At 47.0% G+C, this 27,000-nt stretch carries 17 protein-coding genes and 1 pseudogene; 7 read left to right on the forward strand and 11 right to left on the reverse strand.

All coding sequences use genetic code 11. The annotated features are described in order from the left end of the window. Nucleotide 1 precedes the first annotated feature (1 nt). On the reverse strand, nucleotides 2-1,465 hold the full coding sequence (locus tag Q1A48_RS03560; protein WP_299941304.1) for an amino acid permease: 1,464 nt from the start codon (nucleotides 1,463-1,465) through the stop codon (nucleotides 2-4). A 331-nt stretch (nucleotides 1,466-1,796) separates the two neighbouring features. Here Q1A48_RS03560 and Q1A48_RS03565 point away from each other — a divergent pair, with 331 nt between their 5' ends. Continuing rightward, nucleotides 1,797-2,099, forward strand: a complete 303-nt coding sequence (locus tag Q1A48_RS03565) for an HdeA/HdeB family chaperone (RefSeq protein WP_299941307.1) — start codon at nucleotides 1,797-1,799, stop codon at nucleotides 2,097-2,099. 73 nt (nucleotides 2,100-2,172) lie between these two features. Next, nucleotides 2,173-2,703, forward strand: coding sequence for a hypothetical protein (locus tag Q1A48_RS03570; RefSeq protein WP_299941310.1), 531 nt, complete (start codon nucleotides 2,173-2,175; stop codon nucleotides 2,701-2,703). Nucleotides 2,704-2,935: 232 nt separating this feature from the next. On the opposite strand, the gene Q1A48_RS03575 is transcribed toward Q1A48_RS03570, so the two are convergent. From Q1A48_RS03575 to Q1A48_RS03585, 3 genes are all read right to left on the reverse strand, one after another. Beyond that, a complete protein-coding gene (locus tag Q1A48_RS03575) occupies nucleotides 2,936-4,312 on the reverse strand; it encodes a sigma-54 dependent transcriptional regulator (RefSeq protein WP_299941313.1) in 1,377 nt (458 codons plus the stop codon). A gap of 7 nt (nucleotides 4,313-4,319) precedes the next feature. Next, nucleotides 4,320-5,762: a HAMP domain-containing sensor histidine kinase gene (locus Q1A48_RS03580; protein ID WP_299941315.1), complete on the reverse strand. Its 1,443-nt coding sequence runs from the start codon at nucleotides 5,760-5,762 to the stop codon at nucleotides 4,320-4,322. A gap of 76 nt (nucleotides 5,763-5,838) precedes the next feature. After that, nucleotides 5,839-6,129 (reverse strand): hypothetical protein, encoded by a 291-nt coding sequence (locus Q1A48_RS03585; protein ID WP_299941317.1) that lies wholly within the window; start codon nucleotides 6,127-6,129, stop codon nucleotides 5,839-5,841. 964 nt (nucleotides 6,130-7,093) lie between these two features. On the opposite strand from Q1A48_RS03585, the gene Q1A48_RS03590 reads away from it, so the two are divergent. From Q1A48_RS03590 to Q1A48_RS03605, 4 genes are all read left to right on the forward strand, one after another. Further along, nucleotides 7,094-7,513 carry a hypothetical protein gene (locus tag Q1A48_RS03590; protein WP_299941320.1) on the forward strand — a complete coding sequence of 140 codons (420 nt, stop codon included), beginning with the start codon at nucleotides 7,094-7,096 and terminating at the stop codon, nucleotides 7,511-7,513. 1,554 nt (nucleotides 7,514-9,067) lie between these two features. Next, the gene (gene nirK / locus Q1A48_RS03595) at nucleotides 9,068-10,564 is read left to right on the forward strand and encodes a copper-containing nitrite reductase (protein WP_299941322.1); all 1,497 of its coding nucleotides are present in this window, start codon (nucleotides 9,068-9,070) and stop codon (nucleotides 10,562-10,564) included. Between the two features lie 141 nt (nucleotides 10,565-10,705). Beyond that, nucleotides 10,706-11,401 carry a formylglycine-generating enzyme family protein gene (locus tag Q1A48_RS03600; RefSeq protein WP_299941324.1) on the forward strand — a complete coding sequence of 232 codons (696 nt, stop codon included), beginning with the start codon at nucleotides 10,706-10,708 and terminating at the stop codon, nucleotides 11,399-11,401. A 109-nt stretch (nucleotides 11,402-11,510) separates the two neighbouring features. After that, a complete protein-coding gene (locus tag Q1A48_RS03605) occupies nucleotides 11,511-12,356 on the forward strand; it encodes an SCO family protein (RefSeq protein WP_299941326.1) in 846 nt (281 codons plus the stop codon). A gap of 408 nt (nucleotides 12,357-12,764) precedes the next feature. On the opposite strand, the gene Q1A48_RS03610 is transcribed toward Q1A48_RS03605, so the two are convergent. From Q1A48_RS03610 to Q1A48_RS03625, 4 genes and pseudogenes are all read right to left on the reverse strand, one after another. After that, on the reverse strand, nucleotides 12,765-14,321 hold the full coding sequence (locus tag Q1A48_RS03610; RefSeq protein WP_299941329.1) for an FGGY-family carbohydrate kinase: 1,557 nt from the start codon (nucleotides 14,319-14,321) through the stop codon (nucleotides 12,765-12,767). Nucleotides 14,322-14,359: 38 nt separating this feature from the next. Continuing rightward, nucleotides 14,360-15,955 (reverse strand): glycerol-3-phosphate dehydrogenase/oxidase, encoded by a 1,596-nt coding sequence (locus Q1A48_RS03615; protein WP_299941332.1) that lies wholly within the window; start codon nucleotides 15,953-15,955, stop codon nucleotides 14,360-14,362. A gap of 6 nt (nucleotides 15,956-15,961) precedes the next feature. Next, nucleotides 15,962-17,581, reverse strand: a complete 1,620-nt coding sequence (locus Q1A48_RS03620) for an FAD-binding oxidoreductase (protein ID WP_299941335.1) — start codon at nucleotides 17,579-17,581, stop codon at nucleotides 15,962-15,964. A 406-nt stretch (nucleotides 17,582-17,987) separates the two neighbouring features. Continuing rightward, a pseudogene (locus Q1A48_RS03625) lies at nucleotides 17,988-18,907 on the reverse strand (IS1595 family transposase). Between the two features lie 731 nt (nucleotides 18,908-19,638). Between Q1A48_RS03625 and Q1A48_RS03630 the strand changes: the two are divergent. Further along, on the forward strand, nucleotides 19,639-20,328 hold the full coding sequence (locus Q1A48_RS03630) for a VOC family protein (RefSeq protein WP_299941338.1): 690 nt from the start codon (nucleotides 19,639-19,641) through the stop codon (nucleotides 20,326-20,328). Nucleotides 20,329-20,463: 135 nt separating this feature from the next. Here Q1A48_RS03630 and Q1A48_RS03635 read toward each other — a convergent pair whose 3' ends face one another. The 3 genes from Q1A48_RS03635 to Q1A48_RS03645 are packed head-to-tail and all read right to left on the reverse strand — an operon-like array spanning nucleotide 20,464 to nucleotide 26,945. After that, nucleotides 20,464-22,611, reverse strand: coding sequence for a TonB-dependent receptor (locus Q1A48_RS03635; RefSeq protein WP_299941341.1), 2,148 nt, complete (start codon nucleotides 22,609-22,611; stop codon nucleotides 20,464-20,466). Nucleotides 22,612-22,656: 45 nt separating this feature from the next. Then, nucleotides 22,657-26,061 (reverse strand): ABC transporter permease, encoded by a 3,405-nt coding sequence (locus tag Q1A48_RS03640; RefSeq protein WP_299941344.1) that lies wholly within the window; start codon nucleotides 26,059-26,061, stop codon nucleotides 22,657-22,659. Next, nucleotides 26,058-26,945: an ABC transporter ATP-binding protein gene (locus Q1A48_RS03645; protein WP_299941347.1), complete on the reverse strand. Its 888-nt coding sequence runs from the start codon at nucleotides 26,943-26,945 to the stop codon at nucleotides 26,058-26,060. The genes Q1A48_RS03640 and Q1A48_RS03645 overlap by 4 nt, the downstream gene beginning before the upstream one ends. Nucleotides 26,946-27,000 lie beyond the last annotated feature (55 nt).

Here is a 27,000-nt window from a genome sequence, read left to right on the forward strand (position 1 = left end):
CTTATCCCTCTCCGTAAATGAGTGAAGAATCTTGACTTTTGTCAATCCAATTGGATTGGCGTCTATTAATAATGATAAATGCGGCTATAATTGAAACAATGCACACTGAAATCAACAGGGACTCGAAGCCCCACAATCCCCATGGATTTGGTTCTGGCGGAATAAATCCAATAAGAAGACATGCAAATATGGATATGCCACCGGTTAAACTGATTCCCCATATCCCAAATCTTCCACCAGGTATTTTGTAGGCCCTATGAACTTCTGGATGAGAATACCGAAGCCGTATTGCAGCCAGGAACATAAGGATATACATCATTGCGTACAATACAATTGCAGTTGACGTGAGCATTAGGAATATTATATTCACGTCACTTGATGACAGGAACAACAAACCAATAACAGAAATCAATGTTGCCTGAATCAGTAATAGCCTCACCGGCACATCGTATCTATTGGTTTTTTGAAGATAAGGGGGCAGATTTCCCTCCAGCCCTGCAGCCCATAACCCTTTAATTGGTCCGACAACCCAGGTACTTACTTGCCCCGCCGCTCCCATAGCAATTAAAAAAGCGACTACAGGTATCAGCCAGGAAAGCTGGTAATGTTTTAGCAAAATAGAAAAGGCTTGTATTGCGCCATTAATAGAATCGATCTTTTCAGCGGGCACCACAACCGCAATAGCTAGTCCACCTAATAATGTCAATACAAATCCGATTAACGCTGCAGTGAACAGTGCAATGGGATAATTTCTTTGCGGATTAACCACATCTCTCGCATGACTGGCTGATACCTCTATGCCTACAAATCCGAACACAAAGCTGAGAAACAGTAACAGCCCTGTCGTATCAGTAAAAGAGGGTAGGTAGTTTTCCTGAGTAAGTTGATAATTGATTTGTAATGGGTTACCCTGCAAAAAATACCAGGCACCACATCCTATCAATAGAAGTGTCGGCGTGATTACCCCTGCAATAAGTGCGACACTTGAAATCAATCCCGATCGTTTGGCACCCTTGAAGTTCATAACGGTGGCCAGCCAGTAGATAGTAACAATAGTTCCTGCAATAAAATATTTATTATTTCCAAGTTGAGGCGCAAGTACATAGGCCAAAGAGCCTCCGACATAGGCCAGGATACTGGTTATCCCAAAGATACTCTGAACCCATTGCAGCCATACAGCGAGAAAGCCCAATTTAGGTCCAAAGGCCGCTTTTACCCAACCATACACGCCGTTATGTGGCCATCCGGTTGCCAGCTCGGCAGAAACCAAAGCTGCCGGGATCAAGAATAAGAATACCGTAATGAAATTAAAGAAAATCATGTGCATACCGGTTTCGGCCATCGCCGGCATGTTTCTCATGGTCATAAACAATGCTGCAGTAATAAAAATCAGCGGTAAAGCGGTCAATTTGTTCGCACTGTGCTCAACTTTCTGCGTTGGATTATTTCTCGGACTATTTTGCATTGATATTTACCAATTCCAGATCATATTTATTTCATTGATATCGATAAGCGATCTTAACAAACGACAACTACCAGATCCAATAATATGCAATGAAAAACATCTGTTGAATCATCAGATAGGACATGTTCAGTTCTATCAGGCCATCAGCAATCAAGGAAAGTGAAATACTGCTTGTATCGACCGAATTGATAGTTTTTATATATTTATTATTAATGTCAACATTTAAAAAAACAAAACTATTTTCGCTTTCTAGGCTAAGATGTCCTAACGCGAAAACAAGATAAGCTGCTAAATTAGCAGGCGTTTGACTTTAATCTCAAGGAGAAATTATATGCGGGTAAAAACCCTGCTTGTTGCATTACTGGCACTTTCTTTTTCAGCTTGCGCCATGGCTGAAAAAAAAGAGGGGATAAAAGACCATCCCTACTTGAATATCACTTGTAGCCAGTTTATCGATTACGATCCGGAGGATTATGTTCGAGTGTACTACTGGTATGACGCCTATTCCTGGATGACCTGGAGTAAGCCACTCATCGAAGAAGATGATTATGTGGACTGGCATGCAAATATGATCACTTACTGCAAAAACAACAAGGGTGACACCGTATACGAAGCCATTGACGAGCTTTATTAAATAACATAAACCATTCACAAGCCGCTATTGCACTCTGTTATGGTTGGTAGCGGCCTTTTTTTGAAGGTGCGAAATGGACAGAAATAATTCTTGCACAGCGATCTTCCCTAGTCATGATCTGGCTGAATCCTCCATAAAACCTCTGCAAAACATCGGTATTGATCTAAAAGCAATTTCAATTATCGGTAAGGATTATCACACAGAAGAGAAGGTACACGGTTATTACAACACCGGAGATCGGATAAAGTTCTGGGGCAAAAACGGAATCTTCTGGGGCAGTATTTGGGGTATTTTATTTGGCGGGGCATTTCTATTCATCCCTGGATTGGGTCCAGTGGCTGTCGCCGGCCCCCTGGTCCAGGTACTTGTTGGCGCACTGGAGGGGGTTGTCATTGGTGGTAGTTTAGGCGCCCTGGGTGCAGCATTGGTCAGCATTGGCATTCCCAAGGACAGCATCGTTAACTACGAAACTGCTATCAAGGCAGACAAATTCATTTTGATCGTTCACGGTGAAGACGAATTATTGAATAAAGCCAAAGCTACGTTACAAGAAATTTCAGGTGTTGAATCCGTTGATCTGCACAGGAATAACGCCTCTCAGTAACCAAAAAAACAGATCCTTACAGTAGCAACATCATAGTGTCAAACATTGCGGATTTGTTACAGACAGTCTTTTCTGAATCATGCTGATTCTACAGACCTGATTTGTTGACAATACAGCATTTAGGGGGCAGGTATTATAGCTGAGCTGTTGCCTGTCTCTCTCCTTCAAACACTGCGATCATTCTGGCAGACCCTGTTCTGCCACACGCCAAAGCACCTGCTGTTCCTATTGCCTACGCTTGGGTTATATTGTGTTTTTTTAATCTGTATCGCATCGTTTCCCGACTGAGAGACAGTATTCGTGCAGCAGCAGAGATATTGTCACCAGCCAGGCGCATCGCAGCTTCGCAAACCCGCCTTTCCATACTCTCCAGTGATTCACTCCCATCAAGATTCATCACCACAATAGGAGTTTCCTTGGAAATTACCTCACTACTGGAGGCTGGTGTAGATTGCCCCAGGGATAGCCAGTGGTATGGAAAAACCTCACCATCAGACAGTAATACGCAACGCTCAATCACATTGCGCAATTCCCGCACATTACCGGGCCAGGAATACGCCATCATTACCTCCCAGATTTTATCTGGAATTTTATTCACGCACTTACCGGAAGTATGATTGAACTCCTGAATAAACTGCGGGACAAGCTCATAAATATCTTCCAGCCGCTCACGAAGGGGTGGTACTTCAATATTAATCACATTTAGCCTGTGAAATAAGTCCTTTCTAAACTCACCATTTTCTACTTGGTCTTCAAGGTTTTTATTGGTTGCTGCCAGCAGTTGAAAATCAACTTGAACTTCTTTCTCACCACCAACCCTCCGGAATGATTTATCCTCAATAGCTCTAAGCAATTTCACCTGCAAACTTAGAGGAATTTCACTAATTTCATCCAAAAATAGTGTTCCTCCATCTGCCTGCTCAAATAACCCACGACGCCGACCTTTTGCGCCAGTAAAAGCGCCTGCCTCATGGCCAAAAAGCTCAGCCTCAAGGAGAGATTCTGGTATAGCAGCACAGTTCACTTCCACAATACGGAAATCGGCACGCTGACTTGAATGATGGAGAATACGGGCAACAAGCCCTTTGCCTGTGCCTGACTCACCGGTGATAATTACCGAACTAAGGGATACTGAAGCAAATCGCCTTAACAGATAGCGCAGAGAATTGGCTTTTGCGCTGGAACCAATAAACCGCTCAGCAGAGAATTTTTTTCGGTTGGCGTCAGATTCTTCCCATATACGCCTTTGGGCACGGGTACTCCTCAATGCTGACGTAATGACCAGATCCATTTGATCAAAGTCACAGGGTTTTGTGAGAAAATCGAAGGCACCCAGGCGCATCGCCCTGACGGAATCAGGTACGCTCCCATACCCCGTCAGAATGATCCATTCACAAGTACGCACAACATTGGAGGTTTCTTCGAATAGATCAAGACTGTTTCCATCAGGCAATTTCATATCCGCAAGAACGATAGACGGATCACTTGAATTGAGGAGTATTTCCCGACGAGCCTCCTCCAGGCTACGCGCCCACTTGACTTCCCAACCACCTCGCTGCAAATAACGCTTTAATTCACTAGCGAAGAGTTCCTCATCCTCAATAATCAAAATGCTTTCAGCTGACTGAGATGTCATGTCGTACCACAACCGTAACTTTCGAACCCTTCGGATAATTCTCACTAATTTTCAGTGTACCGCCAAACTCGTGTGCAAATCGCAGAACAATCGCCAATCCAAGCCCGGTTCCATGCCTTTTTTCTGAAGAAAAAGCCAGTACTCGTGTATTTCTATCGCCTGTACTGAAGCCTGGCCCGTCATCACAGACCTCTATCTCCAGTAGAAAATTTTTGCGCACCTTAATATGTACAGTAATATGGCCGTCTTTATCCCCAATGGCTTGCGCACTGTTTAAGATAAGATTCAATACCACTTGCCGAAATCTATCTTCTGGCAAACTGAAATACACAGGGTCATCACCTGTGAACTCGAGTCTGATTTGATTGGGGATAGAATACACAGCCAAGTCAACCAGATCCCTGATCGATTGAGACACGTTGATGCGAGTTGGTTTCTCTGGCTTATGTTGAGCAAGATTGAGCAGATTTCTTAAAAGTTCAGAAATCCGATTTAGTTCGCCGTCTACCAATGCCAGTCGACGTTTGGCATCATCGTCATCAACCTCGATGCTTACATTTCTGACCACAGCCTTGATACTGGACAAGGGATTTCTTAGTTCATGGGCTATCTGTGCACTTATTTCTCCTACATACGCCAACCGCTCAGAATTAGCCAATGTAAGCTGCTGTTCCACTATGGCTTTTGTTGCGATCTGGACACGGGTCTCCAGATTCTCCTGCTTCTCCCGTTGCGCAAGCTCCAACTGTTGCAATCGTCCAACCATTTTGTTGTAACGTTCAAAAATAGGCAAAATGATGGGCTCTATCTGCTCTGTCTCAGCCAGTTGATAATCCCTTTCGGCTAAAACTGACATGAGCTGTGATAAATTCGATAGGGGTGCCGCCACTTTTCGACGCACAAAAAAGGTAACCAACCCGATAGTCAACGCCAGCATCACTATGATGAATAAAGACATATTCACTTCGTTGACCGTTTCGTTATGAAGAACCTCCACCAGAGCGATATGTGCTCTGAATTCACGCTTTGTGATGGACTCCATTTCACCCAGCATAAGGAGCAAGGCTTCTCTAGGCTGGGCCTCTAAAGCGTCAAACGCTACCTGGATGCGCTTCAAGTGCGCAGGGGTTTCCTCATTGAGATGCCAACCAAGGGATAGCAAATAGTCAATATCTTTATGAATTTTGGCTTTCGTATCAGGGGAAATCCTGGTCTTGTCGTCTAATGCCTGAATAATGTGTTCTTGTACATCGATACCCGTTTCTTGCAGCGCGGTTAGATGGGCAAGGTTGTTTTTGATGGACTCGTATCGATTTAAATTTAAGCTGGCTCGCAAAACAACAGCAATCAATGCGATCATAACGATTGCACCCATTGTTAAACATAACAACCATAGAGGTCTGAACACCAACTGTTTAAGCATACCAACTCCAAATGCTTTGGATAAAATATGCGTAACCGAAGGCCGCAACCTCCTATAAGAGAAAAATACGGTCACGTCAGTCAGCGACTACCAAACCTAACTCCCAAAGCAACAATCGCCAGGTTGAGTAACTGATTCTTGATTCGCCACTGGTCCAGCGCCGGACAGTCCTCGAATCTGACACACCCAGAATCTCCGCTACGCAGGCCCCTGACAGTTGATACACGGCCAGTAGTCGACGAATCTCCAGGGCGCTGGGCGGTGAATAATATCCACTATCAAAGCGCGCCAGACAGGCTTCAGACAAACCTACCGATCCAGCGTCTGCGTAACGATTTCTTTTCTGGGTAATGTCCATGCTTGCCATTCCACCTCTTGAAGACAAACCGGTTTCGGCTGAATTAAAGAGGCTCACTGCAAACATCTTGCCAAAGACCTGAAAACCCCACGCCACAAGGGCTCAGGGGGATCGGATGGAAGTATTTTACGCCACAAATAGGTTTATATAAACCATTTCGTTGATATAAACCAAGGAAAAATGGTTTATATCAACCATATCCAATCGTCTATTCGTTTCAATCCCTCGCAATTCCAAGCAATTTAATTCCCAGGATTTCCTGGAGAATTGTGGCACGCAAATTGTAGTGCTTACCTATATACCACAGTGCAAGCTCCAGCCGGCGACCAACGCATTGGTGCTCCACCATCACCAACAGCATCACGCCAGCCGCATTGCAACTCTTGGGAAAGGTACCTACTGATATGTAAAGCAGTTGCCATGCAACCAGTCACAATGACCATGGGGTCTGTGCAAGGCTCCCTCGACCGAGTTTGGGAGCTACAACATGGCCCGAAGTTAACCTTCAACACCAACCAGACCATTGATGCCAGGCATATTGTATCAGCAATACCATACTGGTCACTGTCATGCCTGGTCGTTGACTGCACAATAGCCATAAGCTGAAACTGAAAGGGAAATCGTTAAGTAGAATAGTTAGAGAAATTACTTCACCTGATCTGTAAGATTGCTAATATCCAGATTCCAGCATTGCGAACGCAAGCTGAGCGAGTTTTAGCAGAGAAATTGATCGGGATCGCCAGAATGGCCTCCACACGGGTTGTTGGAGACAAACAATCCAACTAGTTTTGCTTCAATCACCCATAAATCATTCTCACAGGACACATCGAATGATCGATAAACAGCAAACATCCTTCCCGAATGCCAGGAGCAAAAAAATCCTGGTTTGCAATTTCCTGGAGGAGCATTGATTCACCCAATACCACCTATCCACAGCCTGTGAGTTCATCCGTTTATTCAAGGACATACGTTTATGAAAAGATCCTATTGTTTCTTATCACTCCTGCTACTCAGCCTGCTTGTTGCATGTTCGGAGAGCCAGATTGTGCAGACACCTAGACAAGTATCAGAAGCATTCATACAGGCCTACTATATTGGTGATAATTTACAACAAGCAAGAGCACTTACCACCGGACAAGCCAGAGATAGACTTGATAAGGAAATCACCCTGGATAAAGCTTATGGCGAACATTCCAGCAATCATCCACACATTCACAGTGAATTGATAAGTCGCACCAAGATTGATAACAATGCTACTGAAGTGAAATACAAAGTATCTACCAAAGAAGAAGGCTATTTAATTTCCACCCTTGGACTTACGCGTAACACCGAAACGAATACTGATCAATGGCGAGTATCAACATTCGTTGAAAACAACCATTTCTCGCCGTAAAATGACCTTTCACCAGTTACAAATAGCGGCTTTAATGTTAGCATCATGATCTATAACCGATAAATAGCTCCTCCCATTGAAATCCCGATAATGGAGTTTGAAAAGCACTTTTTGACCATGCGTGAATCACCCAAGGTAATTCACGCAATTAATCTTAAAGATTTTTAGGAAAGATTTTCGGCAAACGCTCTGTAACAGCTCGGCGCTTCTAAGCAAAGTAGAATACGCTCATGAAAAGTGCAGAATGATGTTACTGTTGATCTTTACCACTGAGAAAACGTTATCTTATACAAAAATATATTTTTACCGCACTTTCTCAATTTAGAAATTGGCTGTAAGCAGAAAAAATTCATCCTTTATACTACCGGATCGGAAGCAAAGAATGCCCTCCTCTCGGGGTACCTTGTGAATACCTTCCTGTACGCTCGTATTCGGCGCCCATGCCTCATACGGTCCCGAGATAAGGGTATTCTTCCCTTCCGCCTTGTTAGTAATTTGCAAATTTCAGAGCGGCTTGTAAATTTTCTGTTAGAGCATCGATAATTTCAAATATTATATAGCTCACCCAGCCACTAGTAAAAACTTCTATCCGAAGCAACAATACTGCAGAGTCACCGAATTCGGAGACTACTTTTCTGGCCGTTATAAAGTTTCTAATTGGTTGTTCTTTTTATGGGCATTACCAGATTGGCTCTGCCAAAGTCAGACTTAAACAGTAACGTTCCCCTTGAGATAACGGGATCTATTTATTTTCCACAGGTTCGATTTTATCAATAGTTGCCTCCTTAATTGATGTATATCAAGCTCCTGCTTCAAACACAGACTAAAATACTATCTGAGATGAAAAGCACTTATTGAAGGTATAGCATCCCATACAATGAGACCTTTAGGCTTGGTGACACCTCATCCAACTGGTACAGGCTTTCTAACACTTTAACCACCTCTAACAATACAGAGGCTTGTGTGTCGCCATGGTTGTATGCTTAAAACCCGCGTATTTATTGTGTCTATTCAAGTAGCATGCATAGCTGGGGTTGGTTGCATGAAACGCTTTAAAATCACATTGATGGGTACCGGCAGCTGCTGTAATTATGCAACACAATCTTACTGTACCTGCAAACAGTGTAGAGCACTACGAACAAATTCGAAGGCTCTACTGGCCTTACTACCGAGTCAGAAGCAAAGACTACCCTCCTCTCGGGGGCACGCTGTGAATACCTCCCTGTACGCTCGTAATCAGCATCCATGCCTCATACAGTCCTGGGATGTGGGTATTCTTCCCTTCCGTCTTTCTAGTAAGATCAGCAGCTCTCCTGAACACCAGCGTAAAAATTGCTTAACGGGGCCAGCACCATCCAGACAAATACCAATGATTCACTCAAAAACCTTAATTATAGGTAGATGCCATCCGCTCACGGGTTTAAGGGTCTGGCTTTCTGACTATTGTCGATCGCTTTCACTCCACCCTTACTTTGAGAATTAGAGGGAGAAATTTTTATACTTAACTGCATTTGAATTTAGCCGGCAGCGTATGCACCTGGATAACTGTCCCTTGTGACTACTATTTTTGTTATTAGACTAAATAACTGTAACGAACCATTGGGGGATATAGCAATGATGACAAATAGAAAACACAAAATACATAGTGTAGGTATTATAATTTTTTTTCTGGCAGGCGTAATCTGGTCGACGGGTATGCCCACATTTGCAGAGACTGATTCGCAGCTTTCGATTGAGCATGCTGTACTCACGGCGGCACCTCTCGTGCCTCCCCCCATTGCTCGGGACTACCCGGCAAAGGTGATTGTCACCCTTGAAACAATAGAAAAAGTTGGTCGCCTGAGCGATGGTGTTGAGTACACTTTTTGGACATTTGGTGGCCAGGTACCCGGTAACTTTATTCGCATTAGAGAGGGTGATCATGTTGAATTTAATCTCAATAACCATCCGTCGAGCAAAATGCCACATAACATAGACTTGCATGCTGTTACAGGACCCGGTGGCGGTGCCACCTCCTCCTTTACCGCACCGGGGCATTCTTCACGCTTTTCTTTCAAGGCGCTGAACCCGGGTTTATACGTGTATCATTGCGCCACGGCACCCGTTGGTATGCACATTGCCAACGGTATGTATGGGCTGATTCTTGTTGAGCCCAAAGAAGGTATGCCGCCGGTAGATAAAGAATATTACATCATGCAAAGCGAATTCTATACCAAGGGAAAGTATGGTGAAGAAGGTCTGCAATCTTTTGATATGGAGAAAGCACTTTCCGAAAATCCTGACTACGTTGTATTTAATGGCTCTGTAGGTTCGACAACGGGAGATAAGTCCATACGCGCCAATGTAGGTGAGGCTGTCCGCTTATACGTCGGCAATGGTGGCCCCAATCTGATTTCTTCATTTCATATCATTGGTGAGATTTTTGACAAAGTATATGTAGAAGGTGGTGATATGGTTAATCACCACGTGCAATCAACCCTTGTTCCTGCCGGAGGCTCAGCAATCGTGGAGTTTCTAGTGGATGTGCCGGGTACCTTTATACTAGTCGATCATTCTATTTTTCGTGCATTCAATAAGGGTGCACTGGGCATGTTGAAAATCACAGGCACTGAAGACCTCGCTATATATTCTGGCAAGCAGGATGATACGGTCTATCACCCTGAAGGTGGGGGTATTCAAAGCATTGCAGAAAGTGACAGCGCATCAACCAGGGCCCGAAGCAAAGAAGAGCGCATATTATTTGGAGAGCGTACCTACAATCAAAACTGCATGGCCTGTCACCAATCCGGGGGTCAGGGTATTCCCGGTGCCTTTCCTCCCCTGGCAAGATCTGACTATTTGCTCGCAAAACCCCACCGTTCAATCGACGTACTACTCAATGGGCTCTCGGGCAAGATCACAGTCAATGGACAAGCATATGATGGAGTTATGCCGGCAGTGCAATTGTCTGACGAAAGTATCGCCAATGTACTGACCTATGTGTTGAATAGCTGGAGCAACAATGGAGGTGAAATCACACCTGAACAAGTTGCCAAACGGCGTATACATTAAGGAACTGATGGAATTGCGAAAATGAAAAACAGGCGCTTGATAACAACTGGCCTGTTGGGGTTTTCCTTGCTGATATGTCAGCCAATCCTCGGACAGGCTGATCAGGTAGCAAGCCAATCCCGCAAGCCGACTCAGAGTGAAATGGCTTATATACCCGGCGGGCAATACACTCCACTTTTCAAGGACAGTACCGCTTCGCCGATTGTTGGGCCATTCTTGCTTGACCGCTATGCTGTTACCAATCGCCAATACCATACATTTACACAGCACAATCCAAAGTGGAGCAAAGATAATATCAAGTCTGTATTTAGCGATGAAAAATATCTACAACATATGAATCCACTTACATTGGATACACGGGCTGAGGCCCCAGTGACTAACGTATCCTGGTTTTCTGCGCGGGCCTATTGCAAGTCGATGGGCAAGCGCTTGCCATCACTTGATGAATGGGAATATGTCGCGCAAGCCAGTGGCACTAACAGGAATGGTCGTAATGATCCGGCGCATCGCCAAAAAATTTTGGAATGGTACTCCAGGCCTACAGGTAGCCTGCTGCCAAATGTAAAAGATACTCCAACCAACTATTGGGGTGTGTATGGCATGCATGGCGTAATCTGGGAACTGGTTAACGATTTCAATACCGCACTGGTGACCGGAGAATCCCGTGGAGATACACAACTGGAGCTATCCCTGTTTTGTGGTGCCGGTGCTGTTTCCTCCGTCGACCCGGGTGATTACACAGCATTTATGCGCTACGCACTGCGCAGCAGTTATCGCGCAGCCTATACAATGCGCTCTCTGGGTTTTCGTTGCGCGAGAGACACAAACCAGCATTGAACAATATTGGTTTTGTAATTTGATTTAAGTGGATAGGAAGGCAATAAAGCAATTCAGTCTGATTACTTTATTTTTAGGTCAAGAACCCAAAACACCCTCGGAGTAAGTAATGAGCAGGTTGACCTCATATACCAGCATCTCTGGAATTGAACACATTGAAATCAAAGATAATGAGAAAATAAAATTCATATTCCTTCTCAAAAATGCAATATCAGAATCAATCACACATTACGCAAAAAATATGCTACGAGAATTTTATCGGCATCACAAGCGTAGGACTACGCAAACTATCAAACGCGAAATACTGAATCCACATTCCCAATGGATTAAAATGTTCGCCACAGGATTTCTAACATTGATTCTGCCATTATCGTCAACCTGTTCCTTTGCTGAACTTCCCGATGACTCTGTTTACCACGCTGAATCAGAATGGCGGGACCAGAATAATAATGAAATAACTATTTCTGCCTTACAGGGAAAAGTGCAAGTAATAGCTTTTGTTTATACTTACTGCCAACATAGTTGCCCGGTGATACTTTCCAAATTAAGAAATATTGAGAAGAAAATATCTTCATCCGACATCACGGCAGTCCAATTTACCCTTGTTTCCTTGGATCCAGAACGAGATAGCCCAGAATTATTAAAACGTTATATGCAGGAGCATGATCTAGATGAATGTCGCTGGGTGATGTTGAATGGTAATCCAGATGACGTGATTGAGTTCTCAGCCCTGTTGGGTGTGCGCTATAGGCCGATGAATAATGATAAAAAAGACATAGCACATTCGAATATGATTACAGTACTGGACAAACAGGGAAAAATTAACTACCAAATGAAAGGATTAAACGAAGGGCCGGAAGAAGCTGTTTCGAATATTTTAGAATTGGTTTTATCAGACATTGAGGGGGAAAATACACTTTCATCGGCCAACTGTCCGCAAACCGCCAATAATTGATATGGCAAAACTGAGGCTCTCTGAAAAGCTAATTTATACGTACGCGCATTTGAATAGACACCCTCGCCTTGAGAGGGTGTTGGCAAGCCGTCAAAATCTGCCCAGTCAATCGAAATTATCTTCTGAATATATTAAAACAATTCTTATTTTAAATATATCACAATTATTAAAATTCTCTGGATGGATGAATTTTATCAAAAAGCACAGGCTAGTCATAATCGCACTGTTTGCTGTGCTAATCGCTTCATTTACTGTGTAATTGGAATTGTTTCAGGCTATAAATCTAGTATCATTCATTTTCGGTCAGCTGGTAAAAGTCCATCAGTATTTTTTCTTGCCGGGGAAAGCTCCGACTCTATCAACTGGCCAACGCCTTACCAATTGAGTGTATTACCTAAAACCCCGTTATTATGGATATCCAGTTATTTCACGAATGGATTGATATAGCGGTTTCATCCGCTTATACATTTCCAAATACACTTCTTTATACAGTCGACCATATAGCTGCACCGTTGGAAAGTGCGGCTCAAATACATCCCCTTTTCGAGTCATATGCTGGATAGCCGTCAGGTAATCCGGGTATTCTCCCAACCCCACCGCACAGTTAATCGCGGCCCCAAGCCCAGAAGCCTCATAAGTATGTGGACGCTCTGCCGCAAGACCAAAGATATCCGCAGTTAACTGCATGGCGGCATCGCTTTGGGAGCCACCACCGGACACCCTCAGGCGTGTAATTGGAACACGGCTACGTTTCTCTATCCGTTCCTTTCCCTGCCGCAGCTCATAGGCCAAGCCCTCCAGAATCGCGCGGTATATATGTGCTCTTTTATGGACATCACCAAAACCAATCAACGCCCCTTTTCCCTCGGGTCCTGGCTGCCGCACACCCGGAGACCAATAAGGCTGCATCATCAAACCCATAGAGCCGGCCGGCACCTGGTTTAAGAGATCATCAAAAAGCTGTTCTGCTTCCAGACCGAGTGCCTTTGCCTTGCGCTGCTCATAATGGGCAAACTCATTCTTAAACCAGTTCACCATCCAGAATCCACGATAGATCATCATCTCAGTGTTATAGAAGCCGGGAATCGCTGCCGTGTAGGGGGGGATAAATGGAAGGATCTCAATATATTTTGACGTGGTTGTATTAATGGTTGCCGTTGTTCCATAGCTGAGACAACCAATATGCGGTTCTGAGCCACCTGCTCCCAGTACTTCACAGGCTTTATCAGAAGCTGCGGCAACCATGGGCAACCCAACTGGAAGACCTGTCATTTCTGAGGCTTTCTGCGAAATATGCCCAAGCAACTCTCCGGTTTTAACCAGTTCAGGCATCATATCCCGGGTACAGGAAAGCAGCTTCCACTTTAAATCGGACTTTTTAGCCCAGCACTGTTGTTTGTAATCATAAGGCAGATACCCCATGGTGGAGCCGGTAGCATCTTTCAATTCACCAATTAGCTGGTAGGTCAGGTAGGCTGACAGACTGACATAATGGCGTGTTCTGCTCCAGATTTCCGGTTCATTCTGAGCAATCCAGTTACACCGTGATTTGGAGCGCAAATCCTCAATCAGGTTACCGAGTCCCAGCAGTTTGATACCAAAGCCAATGATTCCACCAAGAGGCTCTTGTGATACTGCTCTTCTCTGATCCATCCAGACAATAGCCCGCCGCAAGGGCTTCTTCTCTTCATCCAGATTAATCATGGTGTACCGCTGGGTTGTCAGTGACACACCAAGCACCTCTTCAGGTCTTACTTTACCCGCTGCCCATAACCCGTCAAAAGCTTTCCCCAGAGACTGCCAGTAATACTTCGGGTCCTGCTCAGCCCAGCCGGGGTGCTCAGAAATATAAGGATCAAGCTCTACTTTGCTTTTGGCGATTTCATTACCCTGGTTATCAAAAACCAGCACACGCACACTCTGGGTTCCATTATCGATGGCTAAAAAATAATGTGACTGCTTCACATTCAAATTCCTAATTTCAGAATTTTTTTCTTACTTATTCAGGCCGGGACACTGTAATGTTGTTGCCAGATTTGTTGATAACGGACTTTTTCTTCGGTCCATTTTTTCTCAGTCCAGCCCAGGGCTTCACGACAGATAGCGCATATCTTGTCTTCATAGACCATTCCGCCTTTTGCTAAAAGCAAACCCAGTCGAGTTCTGCGCAGTAGTAAATCATCAAGATGCACTACCGCCTCGTTGGCTGCGACCCAGCGCAGCTCTGCCCAGGTTGAACGGGTTCCCGGTATCAGGTTAAGTTCAGAACGGTTCGCGCCAGCAACCAATGGCTCTGCATCTTTACCATAGTAACCGAAAAACCGTTTTTTCAAGTAGGAAGGGAGCCCTGCAAACAAACTATTTTCTGGACTGAACGGGGAAAATATCGCCTTTGAATCTGCCTTGTTTTCATATTCGCGCAGATATTTGCTGGCAGTAGACAGTACATCGAGAGCAATCAATCGAAATGTGGTTAACTTACCACCACTGACCGATACCAGGCCATTATCATCCCATACACTGTGATTTCGCTTTTCTTTGGAGGGGCTTAGGGCACCAGAGGCAATCAATGGCCTTACACCGGCCCAGGATGACAAAATGTCACCCTCTTCCAGTTCTGCTGAAGGAAATTGATAACGAGTCACTCCAATCAGATAGTCCATTTCTTCACGGGTCATACTCGCTTCAACATTCTCAATAGCGTTCTCATCAAGATCTGTTGTACCGATTACAGTTCTGCCTTCCCAGGGGTAGATGAATATTGGTCTTCCGTCGTGCGGATGAAATGTCGTCAAAGTCTGTGCCACAGGCAGCCGCCAGAAAGGCACCACAATGTGACTCCCACGGGCAGGTCGAATATTTTTCTCCTTTGCCATCTCACTGCGCAGTTCATCCACCCAGACACCGGTAGCGTTAATCACCACTCTGGCTTTAAGTTCGCGGCACTGATGGGTAAGCGCATCTTCTACTTCAACACCAACAACCCTGCCATCCTGTTTTAACAGGTGCCTCACGCCCACATAGTTGACAATGGCCGCTCCATCTTCCTGCGCTTCGCGCAATACCCGTATAACCAACCTTGAATCGTCGGTTATGGCATCAGTGAACTGTGTTCCGGCTATCAGATGTTTTTCATTAATATGGGGGCAAACCCATTTTGCTTCCTTCAGGGAGAGCTTCTTCCGATAGCGCCGCCCAGCAAAAATATCATAGATTCCAAGGAGGATATTAAACACCAGGGGACCTGGAAACCTGCCTTTATAATGGGGCATCATAAAGGCCATTTTATCCACCAGACCCGGCACTTCATACATTAAGCGTTCACGCTCGTGTACAGAGTGCACTGTGGTTTTGATATCGCCGGCGGCGATGTATCTCAGCCCACCATGCACCATTTTCGAAGAACGGCTGGAAGTACCCCAGGCAAAATCACGACGTTCCAGTAAAAGGGCTTTCAGGCCCCGCCGTGCGGCTTCCCGGGCAATACCTGCTCCTGTAATGCCTCCACCAGCAATGATCAGATCCCATTGCTCAGTTTCATTTTCAAGCTTGTTGAACAGTGTTGCCCGCTGACCGGACTGCCATGTTTTCTGCCACATTGACTATCATCCCTGCCCTGATTCCTGAACCAGCAAGGTTCCGGGGTTCAGGCGAAAATCACTGTCAAACTCTTTTGTCAGGGTACGGATGATCCGCATGCCAAGCTTGCCTTTTTCTGCCTCCAGGTAGAGGGCGTGATCCTTGCCAACGCCGTGCTGATGAGAAATGGTTGCACGACTACGGGCAATCACTTCTGACGCAGAAGTTTTCATTTTTTGCCAGCGCTTTAGTGTTGCCTCGTAACTGTTTGCGCAGCGGAAAAAATAAGTTGTATAAATACTGCACCCCTGTGAATACATATGAGAAAGATGGGTAAACACCATGACTTCTTCGCTTTCATCTTTCAGAGCATTTTCCAGACTTTCTTCTATACCCTGTAGAACAGGGTCCACATTCTCCCAGTCCGTGGAAGTTTCCAGTGTGTCGATGGCGATGCCTTCCTGCCAGGTAGTTTCACGAAGGTAAGGAAACTTGAAACGCCCATCTGCCCAGATCTTACCCATCACCTGGGCAATAGGGCCTCCAATACCGCCATAGCTTTTCAATATTTTTCTAATCTGCTTCAGTGAGGTTTTGTTTTGAGCCTTTGACCCCGTTACAGCAAAAGTCAGCATACAGCGATCATTCCCCAAGCCACGGAAACGCAGATAACGATCCAACAGCTTAAACTCTGACTCTTTGGTCCCTAGATGGATATGCGCCTTTGCCTCTTTGGCATTGCTGACCCGCATCATGGACATGGGTACTTTTTGTTGAATCAGCTCTCGCACCGCCTTTTTGGCAGAATTCCAGTCCGGCATAAAGACCACAAGGAATTTCTCTTCCTCCGCCAAACGGGTCACTCTCAGCTGCACTTCTGTAAATATTCCCAGTCGACCTTCTGTCCCCATGGTCATTTCACGGATATCCGGCCCTGCTGATGACGCCGGAATAGAGGGAATATCCAATGTGCCGTGAAGCGTTTCCATACTGCCACCGGCAAACAGTTGTTCTATACGCCCAAATCCAAGAGACTGCTGACCGGAAGACCGGGAAGCAATCCAGCCACCGACAGTTGATAGCTCCCAGGATTGTGGATAATGTCCCAGGGTATAACCTTGCACCCGTAGCTGGGATTCCACCAGAGGCCCGGGCGTGCCTGCGCCAAAAGTAGCTATCTGGCTTTCTTCGTTAAGATCCAATAATTGGTTCATTCTGCCCATATCAATGGTTAGAATAGCCCGTTGACTTTGCTGCGGAGTAATATGACCGGCGACGGACGTCCCACCACCATAAGGAATCACTTCAAAGTCCTGCTCAACGGCAAGATCCAGCAACTTCCGAACCTGTGAACTGCTTTCCGGATAAGCGACACCATCTGGAAAAACACCATAATCACCACTGTGCATAGCCAGCCAGTCTGGAAAGCTCTGCCCCCGGGCATGACGAACCCGTTCTTCCGTCCCTTTTGAAATCAGAAAATGGTCCGGCAATCGGGAAGGTGGCACTTTGGCCATAACCGCATCAAGGGTAGTATTGGGTAATGATTGGGGTACGCCAATGACAGAGTGGATTAAACGACGACCGTGATCAGAAACTTCTTTTACGTAACTTTCGTCACCCCAGCCATTCCAACGTCGACCCATGCTTTCACCTTACCTTAGTCTAAAACACATTAATTCTAGCTAATTATCAAGCCAACAGGAAAAGTTTAATTGACCAAACGGGACAGATGAAGTAGCAAATTCTGGTATAAGGAGCATAAACACCCTATTGGCCATCATAAGCAAACACCGATCTTGATTTGCGGCCTCTTTTCTGGGCATCTCTAAAAATTACTTATTTGGTGCCCATAAGCACCGAATGATGGGGGTCTCAGAGCCATAAATTAAAGAAAAACTCAATTTATAGAGATGCCCTACTGTCTTTTCTGCCTCCTCAAGTGGAAGATCGAGCCAACTTTCACCGGTTTCAGCTTTCGCTAAACAACGTGAACGGCTGACCCATGAACGGGGTTTCAACTGGCTCGCAGTGACACTAATGCCTTTACGCTCACTTTAAAACATGCCTGATTACCACGCATGTTAAGCCGGGTTTTAGCAGTTTTCCGGTAGTAGTCGTGTCCTGAGAGACACGTAGGCGAGCCGTGGAATGAGCGCACAAAGGTCGAATCTGCGATGGATACGATACTGGAATTCCGCCAGATAACGCTGCGCATATTTTAGATGTATCGTGTGGTAGGTACCACGCAATGCACTCTTTCAGTTGCCGAGCAGCGTGTTCACCCAATAGAATTCAGGCTCCTCAACGGAGGCCCGATCGCCTCCGCAGACGATTTTGTCGTGGTCACAGCCGACCTCAGTGGCGGCATTGAAGCACGTGAGACCATCCGAGATAAGGGTACTGCCTTTGCTTAGGTGGCACTTGCTCCATGTGGCGATTTCAGTACTTCGAAAAGCTTTGGCTACGCAGGGTTTGACTCGGGTGGGATGGCCTTCCCTGGTGGTTTCAACGGCGCCCACGAAGCGCGCCTTGCCCTCAGCGCCACGCGCCGGCTTACATCCGGTACGCTCGCCACCGCGATTGGCGTCGCCCAACCCGATGAAGCCGGACAACTTGTATCGTTGGTCTGGCTCCAGCATCACCAGTATGCGCTTCTGTTTTATGTGCCAGGCGGCGTTGTAGGAGATACCCAAATGGCAAGCCAGCTGCATGCTGGAGATGCCCTTTTTGTTCTGGATAATGCGGAAGATGGCCAGGAACCGCACGGTAAGGACCAGCATGCTGGAATCGTATATGGTGCCGGCAGTTTGCTGGCGGCAGCGGTTGTACTGCTGTGACTTCCGGTGGGTGAGTTGGCAGCACTGGTCGTGACCACAGTGAGAGCAACGAAAACCCTCAGGCCATCGCCAGTGGTAGAGAGCATTGAAGCACTTCCTACCGCTGCCATAATGATTAATGAATTCGCTCAAACCAGTGCTTTTTTGTACAACGGTATACCCTACAACACACCCTCGGAGTGATTCACAAAATCGTATTCTATGGGTCACAGATGCTAGCCCACACGACGAAGAGGGGCAGTATCACCCAATTTTTGGTAAATTAACCCGCGCAAATCTCGGGGACTGCAGAGGCTTTCTGGCTGCAATTCAATTAAAATGGAGTTTGCTATGGCCCCACCAAGGAAGGGCAAAAAACGACAAAAAAGGGCATTTGGATCAGGCTATCGACCAATTTTCGGCACTTCTGAACTCGACCATCAGTAATTAAACTCGTATTGAGGTGATCGCCCAGATCCAAGCGGGGCTGAACACCTATCGTGCACAAGCTAAAGACATGCCCCCTGACGAGTTGGCTGACGAAGGGCACAACGCAAGGCTCTTGGGGCAATTCATGACTGACGACGGCGATCCGCGTGCGCACCCACTCTGCCATGCCCATGCCATTATCTCGGGAAAGCATAACGGCACGGCCAGAGTGCACGCGGTCTTGGCATGGTTCCAGCGTAAGCGATCGAGTAACCCCACCGACAAGTTCAGCCAGATTTTTCTACTCTCCTGATTTTAACGATCAGAAAATTCAGAGGCCTAATGTTTACCTTAGCCAATGATTTAAATAAAATATCTCTGCGGAAAATTGAATAGAATTCGAAGAATCCAGCAAGCCTGAATAAAAATCAATCTGCAAAAATAAAGGTTCTATCATGAGAACACGTTGTAGCCATGTTTTGCTATGGGTAAAAGATATTCATCAGGCGGTGCGAGACTTCCGCCAACTTGGGTTCACAGTAGATTATGCGACAAAGAAGCAAAATGCACAGCATGCTCATATCTGGTTTCGTGAAGGCGCTATCATAGAGCTGTTAACATCACCCTCCAATGCCCACTATTTCAAATGGTTAATTGATATCTTTGCCGGTCTGGGTGCAGGGCGCAGGATGATACGTTGGTCTCAGGAGGGAGAGGGTTTTTGCGATGTTGCCTTGGTGAGTGAGGATTTTGATAATGATTTGTCGACATTACAGCAGTCGGGAATTCAGACGGGACGAGTAGTCCCCTGGCGCCGTACCAAACCCGATGGGCAGAAAACTCGTTTTCGCTTTATTTATCCTCGTTCAGAACGGCTGCCATTTATGGTGAGCCCTTACAATCCTTCCCAGCATCCCGATGAAACGAATCATGAGAACGGCGCTACCGGTTTGCACAAAGTGCATATGGACGTGAGCGCGCAGGATTGGCAAGCCGTTCGACAGCTAACGGCTGCAGATCCCACTTTTAATCTCAAGCCCGGCGCCATAACGAAAGTTACAGGCGTAGAAATTAACGGCCTCAAAGAAGATCTGGACCCGAATTTATTGCATAGTGGAAAAGTCAATCGGGCAAATTTCGTATAAATTGACTGCCCATTTGAAATCAATAAGACAGATCAACCATTTAAAGTGGCTGATCCGTGATCTTTCAAAGAGCCAGAAGCAGTTATCAGCGCATAGTTAATAACAGATTCTATCAAATTAACTTCTTATGAGTCATTATAGGCGGTAAATTGCCCCAATACCCGCACGACGACCTTTTGCCGGGGCACCAATTCTGGCTGAGGGTGCAAATATCGCATTGGTATAACCATAAAATTCAAACTGTTCATCGAGCAAATTATCGGCATACAGGTACAGCTCCATGGAATCGGCTTGCAATGCCAAGCGCAGATCCAGCTTACCATAGGCATCCAGGTTGAAATGGTTTTGTGCATCGGCTGGTCGCTCATCCACACGGCGGAAGCTAACACTGGAATTGAATGTCGGTGCGCTCAACCCCATGAATTCTGGTAATGGATGAGAATAGTTTAACGACAGGTTCGCACTCCAGCGTGGTACATCAGGTACTTTATTCCCTGCAGCGACAGGTCCACCAGAAACACCCAGCACGGCACTTGTAATTTCTGTATCCAGAAAGCTCAAGCCACCCGCGATATTAAATCCTTCCGTAACAAACCAGTTACCTTCCATCTCAACTCCAAAGGTTTCCGTATCGGCATTTACCGCAGCAGAGGCAAAGGTGGTAAAGTCAAAACCTAGTAAATGGTCATCTTTGACTGCACTATAGAACACGGCACCATTGAAGCTCAGCTTGTCTGACGCATTTTTAAAACCAAATTCAATGCTATCGACAATGGCTGGCCTATAAGGTACGCTATCGGCAGGTTGCGTAGCAAAATCGTTAAAGCCACCCGATTTATACCCACGTGCAGCCACTGCATAAATATTGGTAGACTCGGTGATGGAGTAGCCGAGGGCCAATCGCCCCGTCGTATAGGTATCATCCAAATTCCGCCGGTCTTGTAAAACTCGTGTGCGGCCGCCTGGGCCAAAAGTAATATATTCCCCAATGTAATCTTTGTTCTCCCGGGTATAACGTATCCCAGCAGTGAAATCGAGACGCTGGGTTAACGGGAGCGTTGCCTCGCCATAGAGGGCCTGGCTGTCAATATCAAAATCCCTGTTTTGAGTAGCAAGGGTCACCAAATCCTGCGAATCGAAGCCTCTTTCAGCATCATGCAGATTGACCCCAGCTACCCAGAATATGGCGGCATCTGGCAGGGATGATAAGCGCAGATCCTGACTGATAGCTCGCTCATCTTGCATATCGCCGCGAAGATATTCTACCGGGAAATTGAATACAGCCCCGGCTGTGGTCTTGTCAAATCCGGTTAGGTAACTAAAGTCAGTATTAACCAATGCGGTAATCGAGGTTAATTGACTGCGATCCCACTGGTGACTGATTTCAGAGGAAAAGCGTTCAACGGTTTTATTATTATCATCGAACACTCCCGGCGTATGCTCACTGCCAGGGCTGTCCGTAAAAGGCTGCAATAACTGCAGGTTCAGAAAACCTTCTTGACGTTGCTTCTCTACTATAACCAAGGCTGACGTCTCTGGGCTGAGATCCCATAGCAGGCTGCCTCGAAACGCCAGGGCTTCAGGCTCTGTCATTGGATCACCATCCGTGGTATTTTCAATCCAGTGATCTTCACTTGTTTGGCGGACTGCCAGGCGGCCACTGAGCGATTCAGAAAAGGGACCACTGAGGACTGCCTCGTATAACCGCTGGCTTTGCTCTCCGAGCTCAATGCGACCGTAAACTTCTAAATCCCCGGTTGGCTTGTTGGTAATTATATTTATGGCGCCAGCTTCGCTGTTGCGCCCAAATAAAGTGCCCTGTGGACCTTTCAGTATTTCCAGCCTGTCGATATCCAACGTGCCAAGAGAAACATTTCCCGCTGGCATGGATACGCCATCAATATTCACAACAACGGAACCGTCATCCTTGTTCACCTGGGTTAGAGAGCCAACTCCGCGAATGCGGATATTGGCGTCCACAGCCCCACTTGAAGAATAAACATCAACCCCAGGCACACTGCGCAGAGCATCCTCCACATTGTGTAACAACCTGTTTTGCAAGGTAACTCCGTCGATCGCATTCACACTAAAGGGAACGTCTCTGGCGTTCTCCTTAGAGTGTCGGGCAGTTACCACTACAATTTCCAGTTCACTGTCCGACAGGCTATCGGCATCCGCAGTCTCCCCAGCAGAGTGGACCATAGAGGTAGTGAGTAAGGTGGCTGACAATAATGAGATTTGCTGCGCAATCTTTCTTTTTTTATTTGTAATTTTACTGGGCATTGATCAAGCTTCCTGTGTTTATGTAAAAATGAAATCTTAATGTGGCTATTTCGCAGGGACTTTCGTCCTTCCGAGTAAATTCTGCGCTGGATCACGCTGATAGGATGGCCAAACATCCAGCGCCAATACCTGTTTCGAAGGCAGACGATCAATCAGCCTATTTCCATTGATGACCTCAGCATCCAGCTCATTGATATCGGTCAATAAACGATAGCTGGCCATTTCGGAAACCGGCTGCCACCCGCCTTTCTCCCAGCGCCAACGCTGTCCCTCCAGGCGTATCTGGCCCGTCTCCAAATAATCGACTGTTAAAGCTGATGAAAGAGGAGCTCCGAGCATATTTTGTGTACGGGTCACACCCACATAGGCGTTCAGTACAATCTCGATGTTTTTCTGCTGCTGAATATCATCGAGTAATGCAGACAGGGATTCCGGGGTTTGGTGAAGTGTCCAATCCAGTGCAGCCACCGGCGCATAGTAGCGAGCCCAACCGGAAATCGGCGCTGTACTTAAGCTTTCAACAGGAACCTCGCTGCCAGCCAAGTCTCTAGTCGTCTTGTCGGAGTAGCGGACCAGAACATCATCAAGTACTTCGATACCGTCCATTTCTGCAACACACAGCAGGCCAATCGCTCCCGAAACGCCATCGCTGAGCCATGCAGAACCGGCAATACGTCGTAAATCCGACCTGGCAACTAGATGCTGTCTGGCCAAGGCTCGGGCAATATCAACCCGCCTCAGCCAGCGCCCTGTGCCTTCATCAGCAATATCCCAATGAGGTCCTTCGGACAATTGCAGCAAGGTACCGCTGGCGCGAGTCTCGCCGAGCCCTCTTGGCCATTGGGCAATCTGTTTAATTTCGATATCAGTACCCAGCCGCTTACTAACGCAGGCCTGCATCTCGCCAACGTCTTTAGCAATGGCAGAAGCCATATTTGAGCGATCGGAATCATGGGAAATATCAAACCCATCGAATACTGCTATTTTCGTATCGGGTGCCCATTGAATGGAGAAATCCAAAGGGCCATGGGTACTCCCCTGCTCACTAAAGACATTTTTATCGTCCCTTTGGATTTGAATCTGCCAGCGCCAGTCCCCGGATGGGGCCGCGCCTTCAAGGGTTGTGGCCAGTTGTGAAGACGGCAGGTTGAACTCAGGGTTCAAACCCAGCGCTTTACGTTCCGCTGACACACGCAAGATACGCTCGGGGTCAATACCGATACGCGGAACAATATCGCTCGCTTGTAACCAGACTCCACTGGCAGTCAGCCCAGAGGGTTCTCCCTCTGCGGACCACCCTGGCGCCGTCATTTGCCATAACAATTTGATGTTGCAACCCTGTTCAGGGCAGCCTGAAACTGGCAGGGACATATGGTCGTAGCGCTGTTCAGGCGTTACTTCACGCCCATCCACCAAAGCGTTCACCAGGACAAATCCCTGGGGCAATTCAAACTGCAAGCCCTGTCCATCAACCTGGACTTGGAGCAATTGCCACTCAGCTTCCACTGTCTGATTATCCGGGTTGATACTGATTTCCAGATCACCGCCAGATACTTGAAACTCACTTGCTTTCGGTAACCAGTATGCTTCCCAGGCTGCATCTTCCCGCTTCAGTTGCTCCGGTGATTGATAACCTCCCTGCACTACCAACTTGTCTTCCAGTACAGAGCCCAGACCAAGAAGAAATAGAGCGGAACAAGCCACCAAGGCACCCTGGGGGACTATTAGGCGAGAGCGTATCAGGGCAAAACCCCGGGACATGCGGCTATCCAATCCTCTTGGAACCCATAGAGCAGCCAAGCCGACCATCAATACGGCGAGTGCAACTTTGAATCCATCCAGGGCGAACAAATAACCGATCCAAGGTTCCCAACCACTGAGAGTCGACAGTTGAATATGAGCGGTGATACCCACTTCATAGGGAGGGTAATGCACCAGCTCCAATTCATGATTCAGTACCAAAATAAAGGTCACGAACATTGACATGGAGTAGGCAAAGCCCGCATGACGGAATAGCGCATGCACCAGGAGCACCATCATCGACAACTCCAATAACGGCGCTGTCACTATCAACAACTGGTATGTAAATGCCTGGCCAATATCGACAGAGGCCGGTGCAGAAAGAAGCACGGCAAAGATGCCCGATAACCCCGGTAGCAATGCCAACAGCACCGTCATAGCAAATACCGTAAGGGCAACACCAAATAAGCGCATATAGTCCGGCGCTGGGGTAGCAGCCAGCATATCCTCAAACCCTGGCACCTGATCCCTGCGGCACACCAAGCCAGTCAGCGCCGCGATCACAAATGCAATCACAAGAAAAATAACATCCTTGAGGAGTGGCAACAGCATTTCCAAACGCGGTGCCATGGGCCCTTCCGCATGCCAGATAATTTGGGTAAAAGAGCTGACGACCCCCATTACGACGAGTATTGCCACACCAACCCACCAGGCCCGACTACTCCATACATGGAACAGCCTCCAACGGGCTTCCAGCATTAATTGACGCAGGCTGCGGCCAAGCGATGCGCTATCTGGCTTGGATAGAGAGAGATCTACTACTTCACTGGCAGCTGCCTTTTTGCTGGCTTTAGCGCGAGAAGGTTTGGCAGCCCCTTCCATAACCAGGGACTCCCTTCTCAGGTATTTCAAGTAGACAGCTAAAGCAAGCAGCGGTAAAAGACACCAAAAAATCCGGTTTAATACCGAGCCCAGGGTAAAGGGCAATAGAGAAGAGGATTTTTGCAAAGGTGTCCAAGAGGTGACTTCCGTATAAACGAAAGTAAACAGCGAAGGGTCCATTACCGCAGCCAGCTGCGGATTAATGCTTGCACCCTGAAGCACGATTACAGCAAACATCCACAGCATCATCAAAGCCGCAGCGATCCCAAAGGGACCCGCCAGGCTTCGAGTGCGCAGTGTCATCATAAAATACAGAGCACCGATACCGACGCTGGCGGGAATCTGTAGCCAGATCCATGCAAAGCCGAGGGCTTTCCAGGGGGCTGGGCCAATCGCCGCTTCGGGCAGTAAGCCCATCCAAACCAATACCGGTGAGAATAAAAAGCCCACCAGTGCCGATGCACTTAATATGGCCCCTATCACCGCTGCACCGATAAACCGTCCCCAAAGCATAACCCTCAGGGAATTCGGGGTTGTATAAATGACTTCGTGCAAACTGGCTTTGCGATCGCGCAGAATCGGTTGTGAGAATACCCAGGCCCAGGCAAAAAACTGGAAGAACATACACCCAGCACCCATCAGGTAAATGAGCGATGGCGAGTTCCGGGGGATATCTGTAGCCCCCATTTTTTGCATATAGTCTGCGTTCACCAGATTCAATAGCAGGTAGATCACAAGCCCCCAAAAGGCCAATGCCACAATGCCGCTGCTAAAACCGGCCCTTATTTCCAGCTTTGCCTCATGGGCAATAAGCGCCAGCTTGTTCATGCCGCCTCCCGCTGGTCTTTTACCTGCTCAATCGCCAGGTGATAAATATCTTCCAGGCGTGGGGTATGGGCTATAAAACGAGGGTCTTCGGGTTTCTCACCGTATACGATTACCTGGGTGCCATCGGGCTTGGCGATATTGTGCAGAGATTCCGGTAACTGCTCGCCGCGAGGAATCAGTGCTTGCCACATCTTGTCTCTATGGGGAGCAGTCACTTCCGGGGCTGTCCCCTCAACGACGATGCGCCCTGAGGCCAGTATCGCCAGGCGCTGACACAGGTTTTCGATATCTTCTACGATATGGGTGGAGAGCAATACAATGGCATCCGCCGCGACATCCGCCAAAACACAGTGAAAGCGATTGCGCTCAGCGGGGTCCAGGCCTGCTGTGGGTTCGTCGACAATAATTAGGCGCGGCTCACCGATAAGTGCAATGGCAATACCAAAGCGGCGCAGCATGCCGCCGGAATAAGTTGATACAGCTCGATCGGCCACATCGGCCAAATTGACCTGCTCCAAAAGCCTGTCCACTTCGCGACGCCGTGCACTCGTTTGGGTGAAACCTTTAAGCCAGGCAAACCGATCCAATAATGCCCGCGCGGCAATTCCGGGGTATGCGCCAATATGTTGCGGCAAATAACCCAATTTACTGCGCATAAAATCCGGGTCTGCCAGAACATCCACACCATCGAGAATAATCCGGCCACTATCTGGCGTTTGCAGGGTTGCCAAAGTGCGCATCAAACTACTTTTCCCGGCGCCATTCGGCCCGAGCAACCCATACATTCCGGGGCCAACTTCTAAATCAACACCGTTTAGCGCTTTCACCCCGTTTTTATAAGTCTTAAAGAGCCCTTCAACGATCAACCCTGATTGCTTTTGCATCTCTCCTCCTAACCCCGTTTATCAGTAAAAATTCCGTAATCGCTTTTTGTACTGA

It is taken from the genome of uncultured Microbulbifer sp. (genome assembly GCF_947489355.1).
Taxonomy (GTDB): Bacteria; Pseudomonadota; Gammaproteobacteria; order Pseudomonadales; family Cellvibrionaceae; genus Microbulbifer.

Excerpts from the sequence above, each read along its gene's own strand:
- Q1A48_RS03560 (WP_299941304.1), bottom strand. The coding sequence starts at position 1,465 with ATGCAAAATAGTCCGAGAAATAATCCAACGCAGAAAGTTGAGCACAGT.
- Q1A48_RS03565 (WP_299941307.1), top strand. The coding sequence starts at position 1,797 with ATGCGGGTAAAAACCCTGCTTGTTGCATTACTGGCACTTTCTTTTTCA.
- Q1A48_RS03570 (WP_299941310.1), top strand. The coding sequence starts at position 2,173 with ATGGACAGAAATAATTCTTGCACAGCGATCTTCCCTAGTCATGATCTG.
- Q1A48_RS03580 (WP_299941315.1), bottom strand. The coding sequence starts at position 5,762 with ATGCTTAAACAGTTGGTGTTCAGACCTCTATGGTTGTTATGTTTAACA.
- Q1A48_RS03585 (WP_299941317.1), bottom strand. The coding sequence starts at position 6,129 with ATGGCAAGCATGGACATTACCCAGAAAAGAAATCGTTACGCAGACGCT.
- Q1A48_RS03590 (WP_299941320.1), top strand. The coding sequence starts at position 7,094 with ATGAAAAGATCCTATTGTTTCTTATCACTCCTGCTACTCAGCCTGCTT.
- Q1A48_RS03600 (WP_299941324.1), top strand. The coding sequence starts at position 10,706 with ATGGCTTATATACCCGGCGGGCAATACACTCCACTTTTCAAGGACAGT.
- Q1A48_RS03605 (WP_299941326.1), top strand. The coding sequence starts at position 11,511 with ATGAGCAGGTTGACCTCATATACCAGCATCTCTGGAATTGAACACATT.
- Q1A48_RS03615 (WP_299941332.1), bottom strand. The coding sequence starts at position 15,955 with ATGTGGCAGAAAACATGGCAGTCCGGTCAGCGGGCAACACTGTTCAAC.
- Q1A48_RS03620 (WP_299941335.1), bottom strand. The coding sequence starts at position 17,581 with ATGGGTCGACGTTGGAATGGCTGGGGTGACGAAAGTTACGTAAAAGAA.
- Q1A48_RS03630 (WP_299941338.1), top strand. The coding sequence starts at position 19,639 with ATGAGAACACGTTGTAGCCATGTTTTGCTATGGGTAAAAGATATTCAT.
- Q1A48_RS03635 (WP_299941341.1), bottom strand. The coding sequence starts at position 22,611 with ATGCCCAGTAAAATTACAAATAAAAAAAGAAAGATTGCGCAGCAAATC.
- Q1A48_RS03640 (WP_299941344.1), bottom strand. The coding sequence starts at position 26,061 with ATGAACAAGCTGGCGCTTATTGCCCATGAGGCAAAGCTGGAAATAAGG.
- Q1A48_RS03645 (WP_299941347.1), bottom strand. The coding sequence starts at position 26,945 with ATGCAAAAGCAATCAGGGTTGATCGTTGAAGGGCTCTTTAAGACTTAT.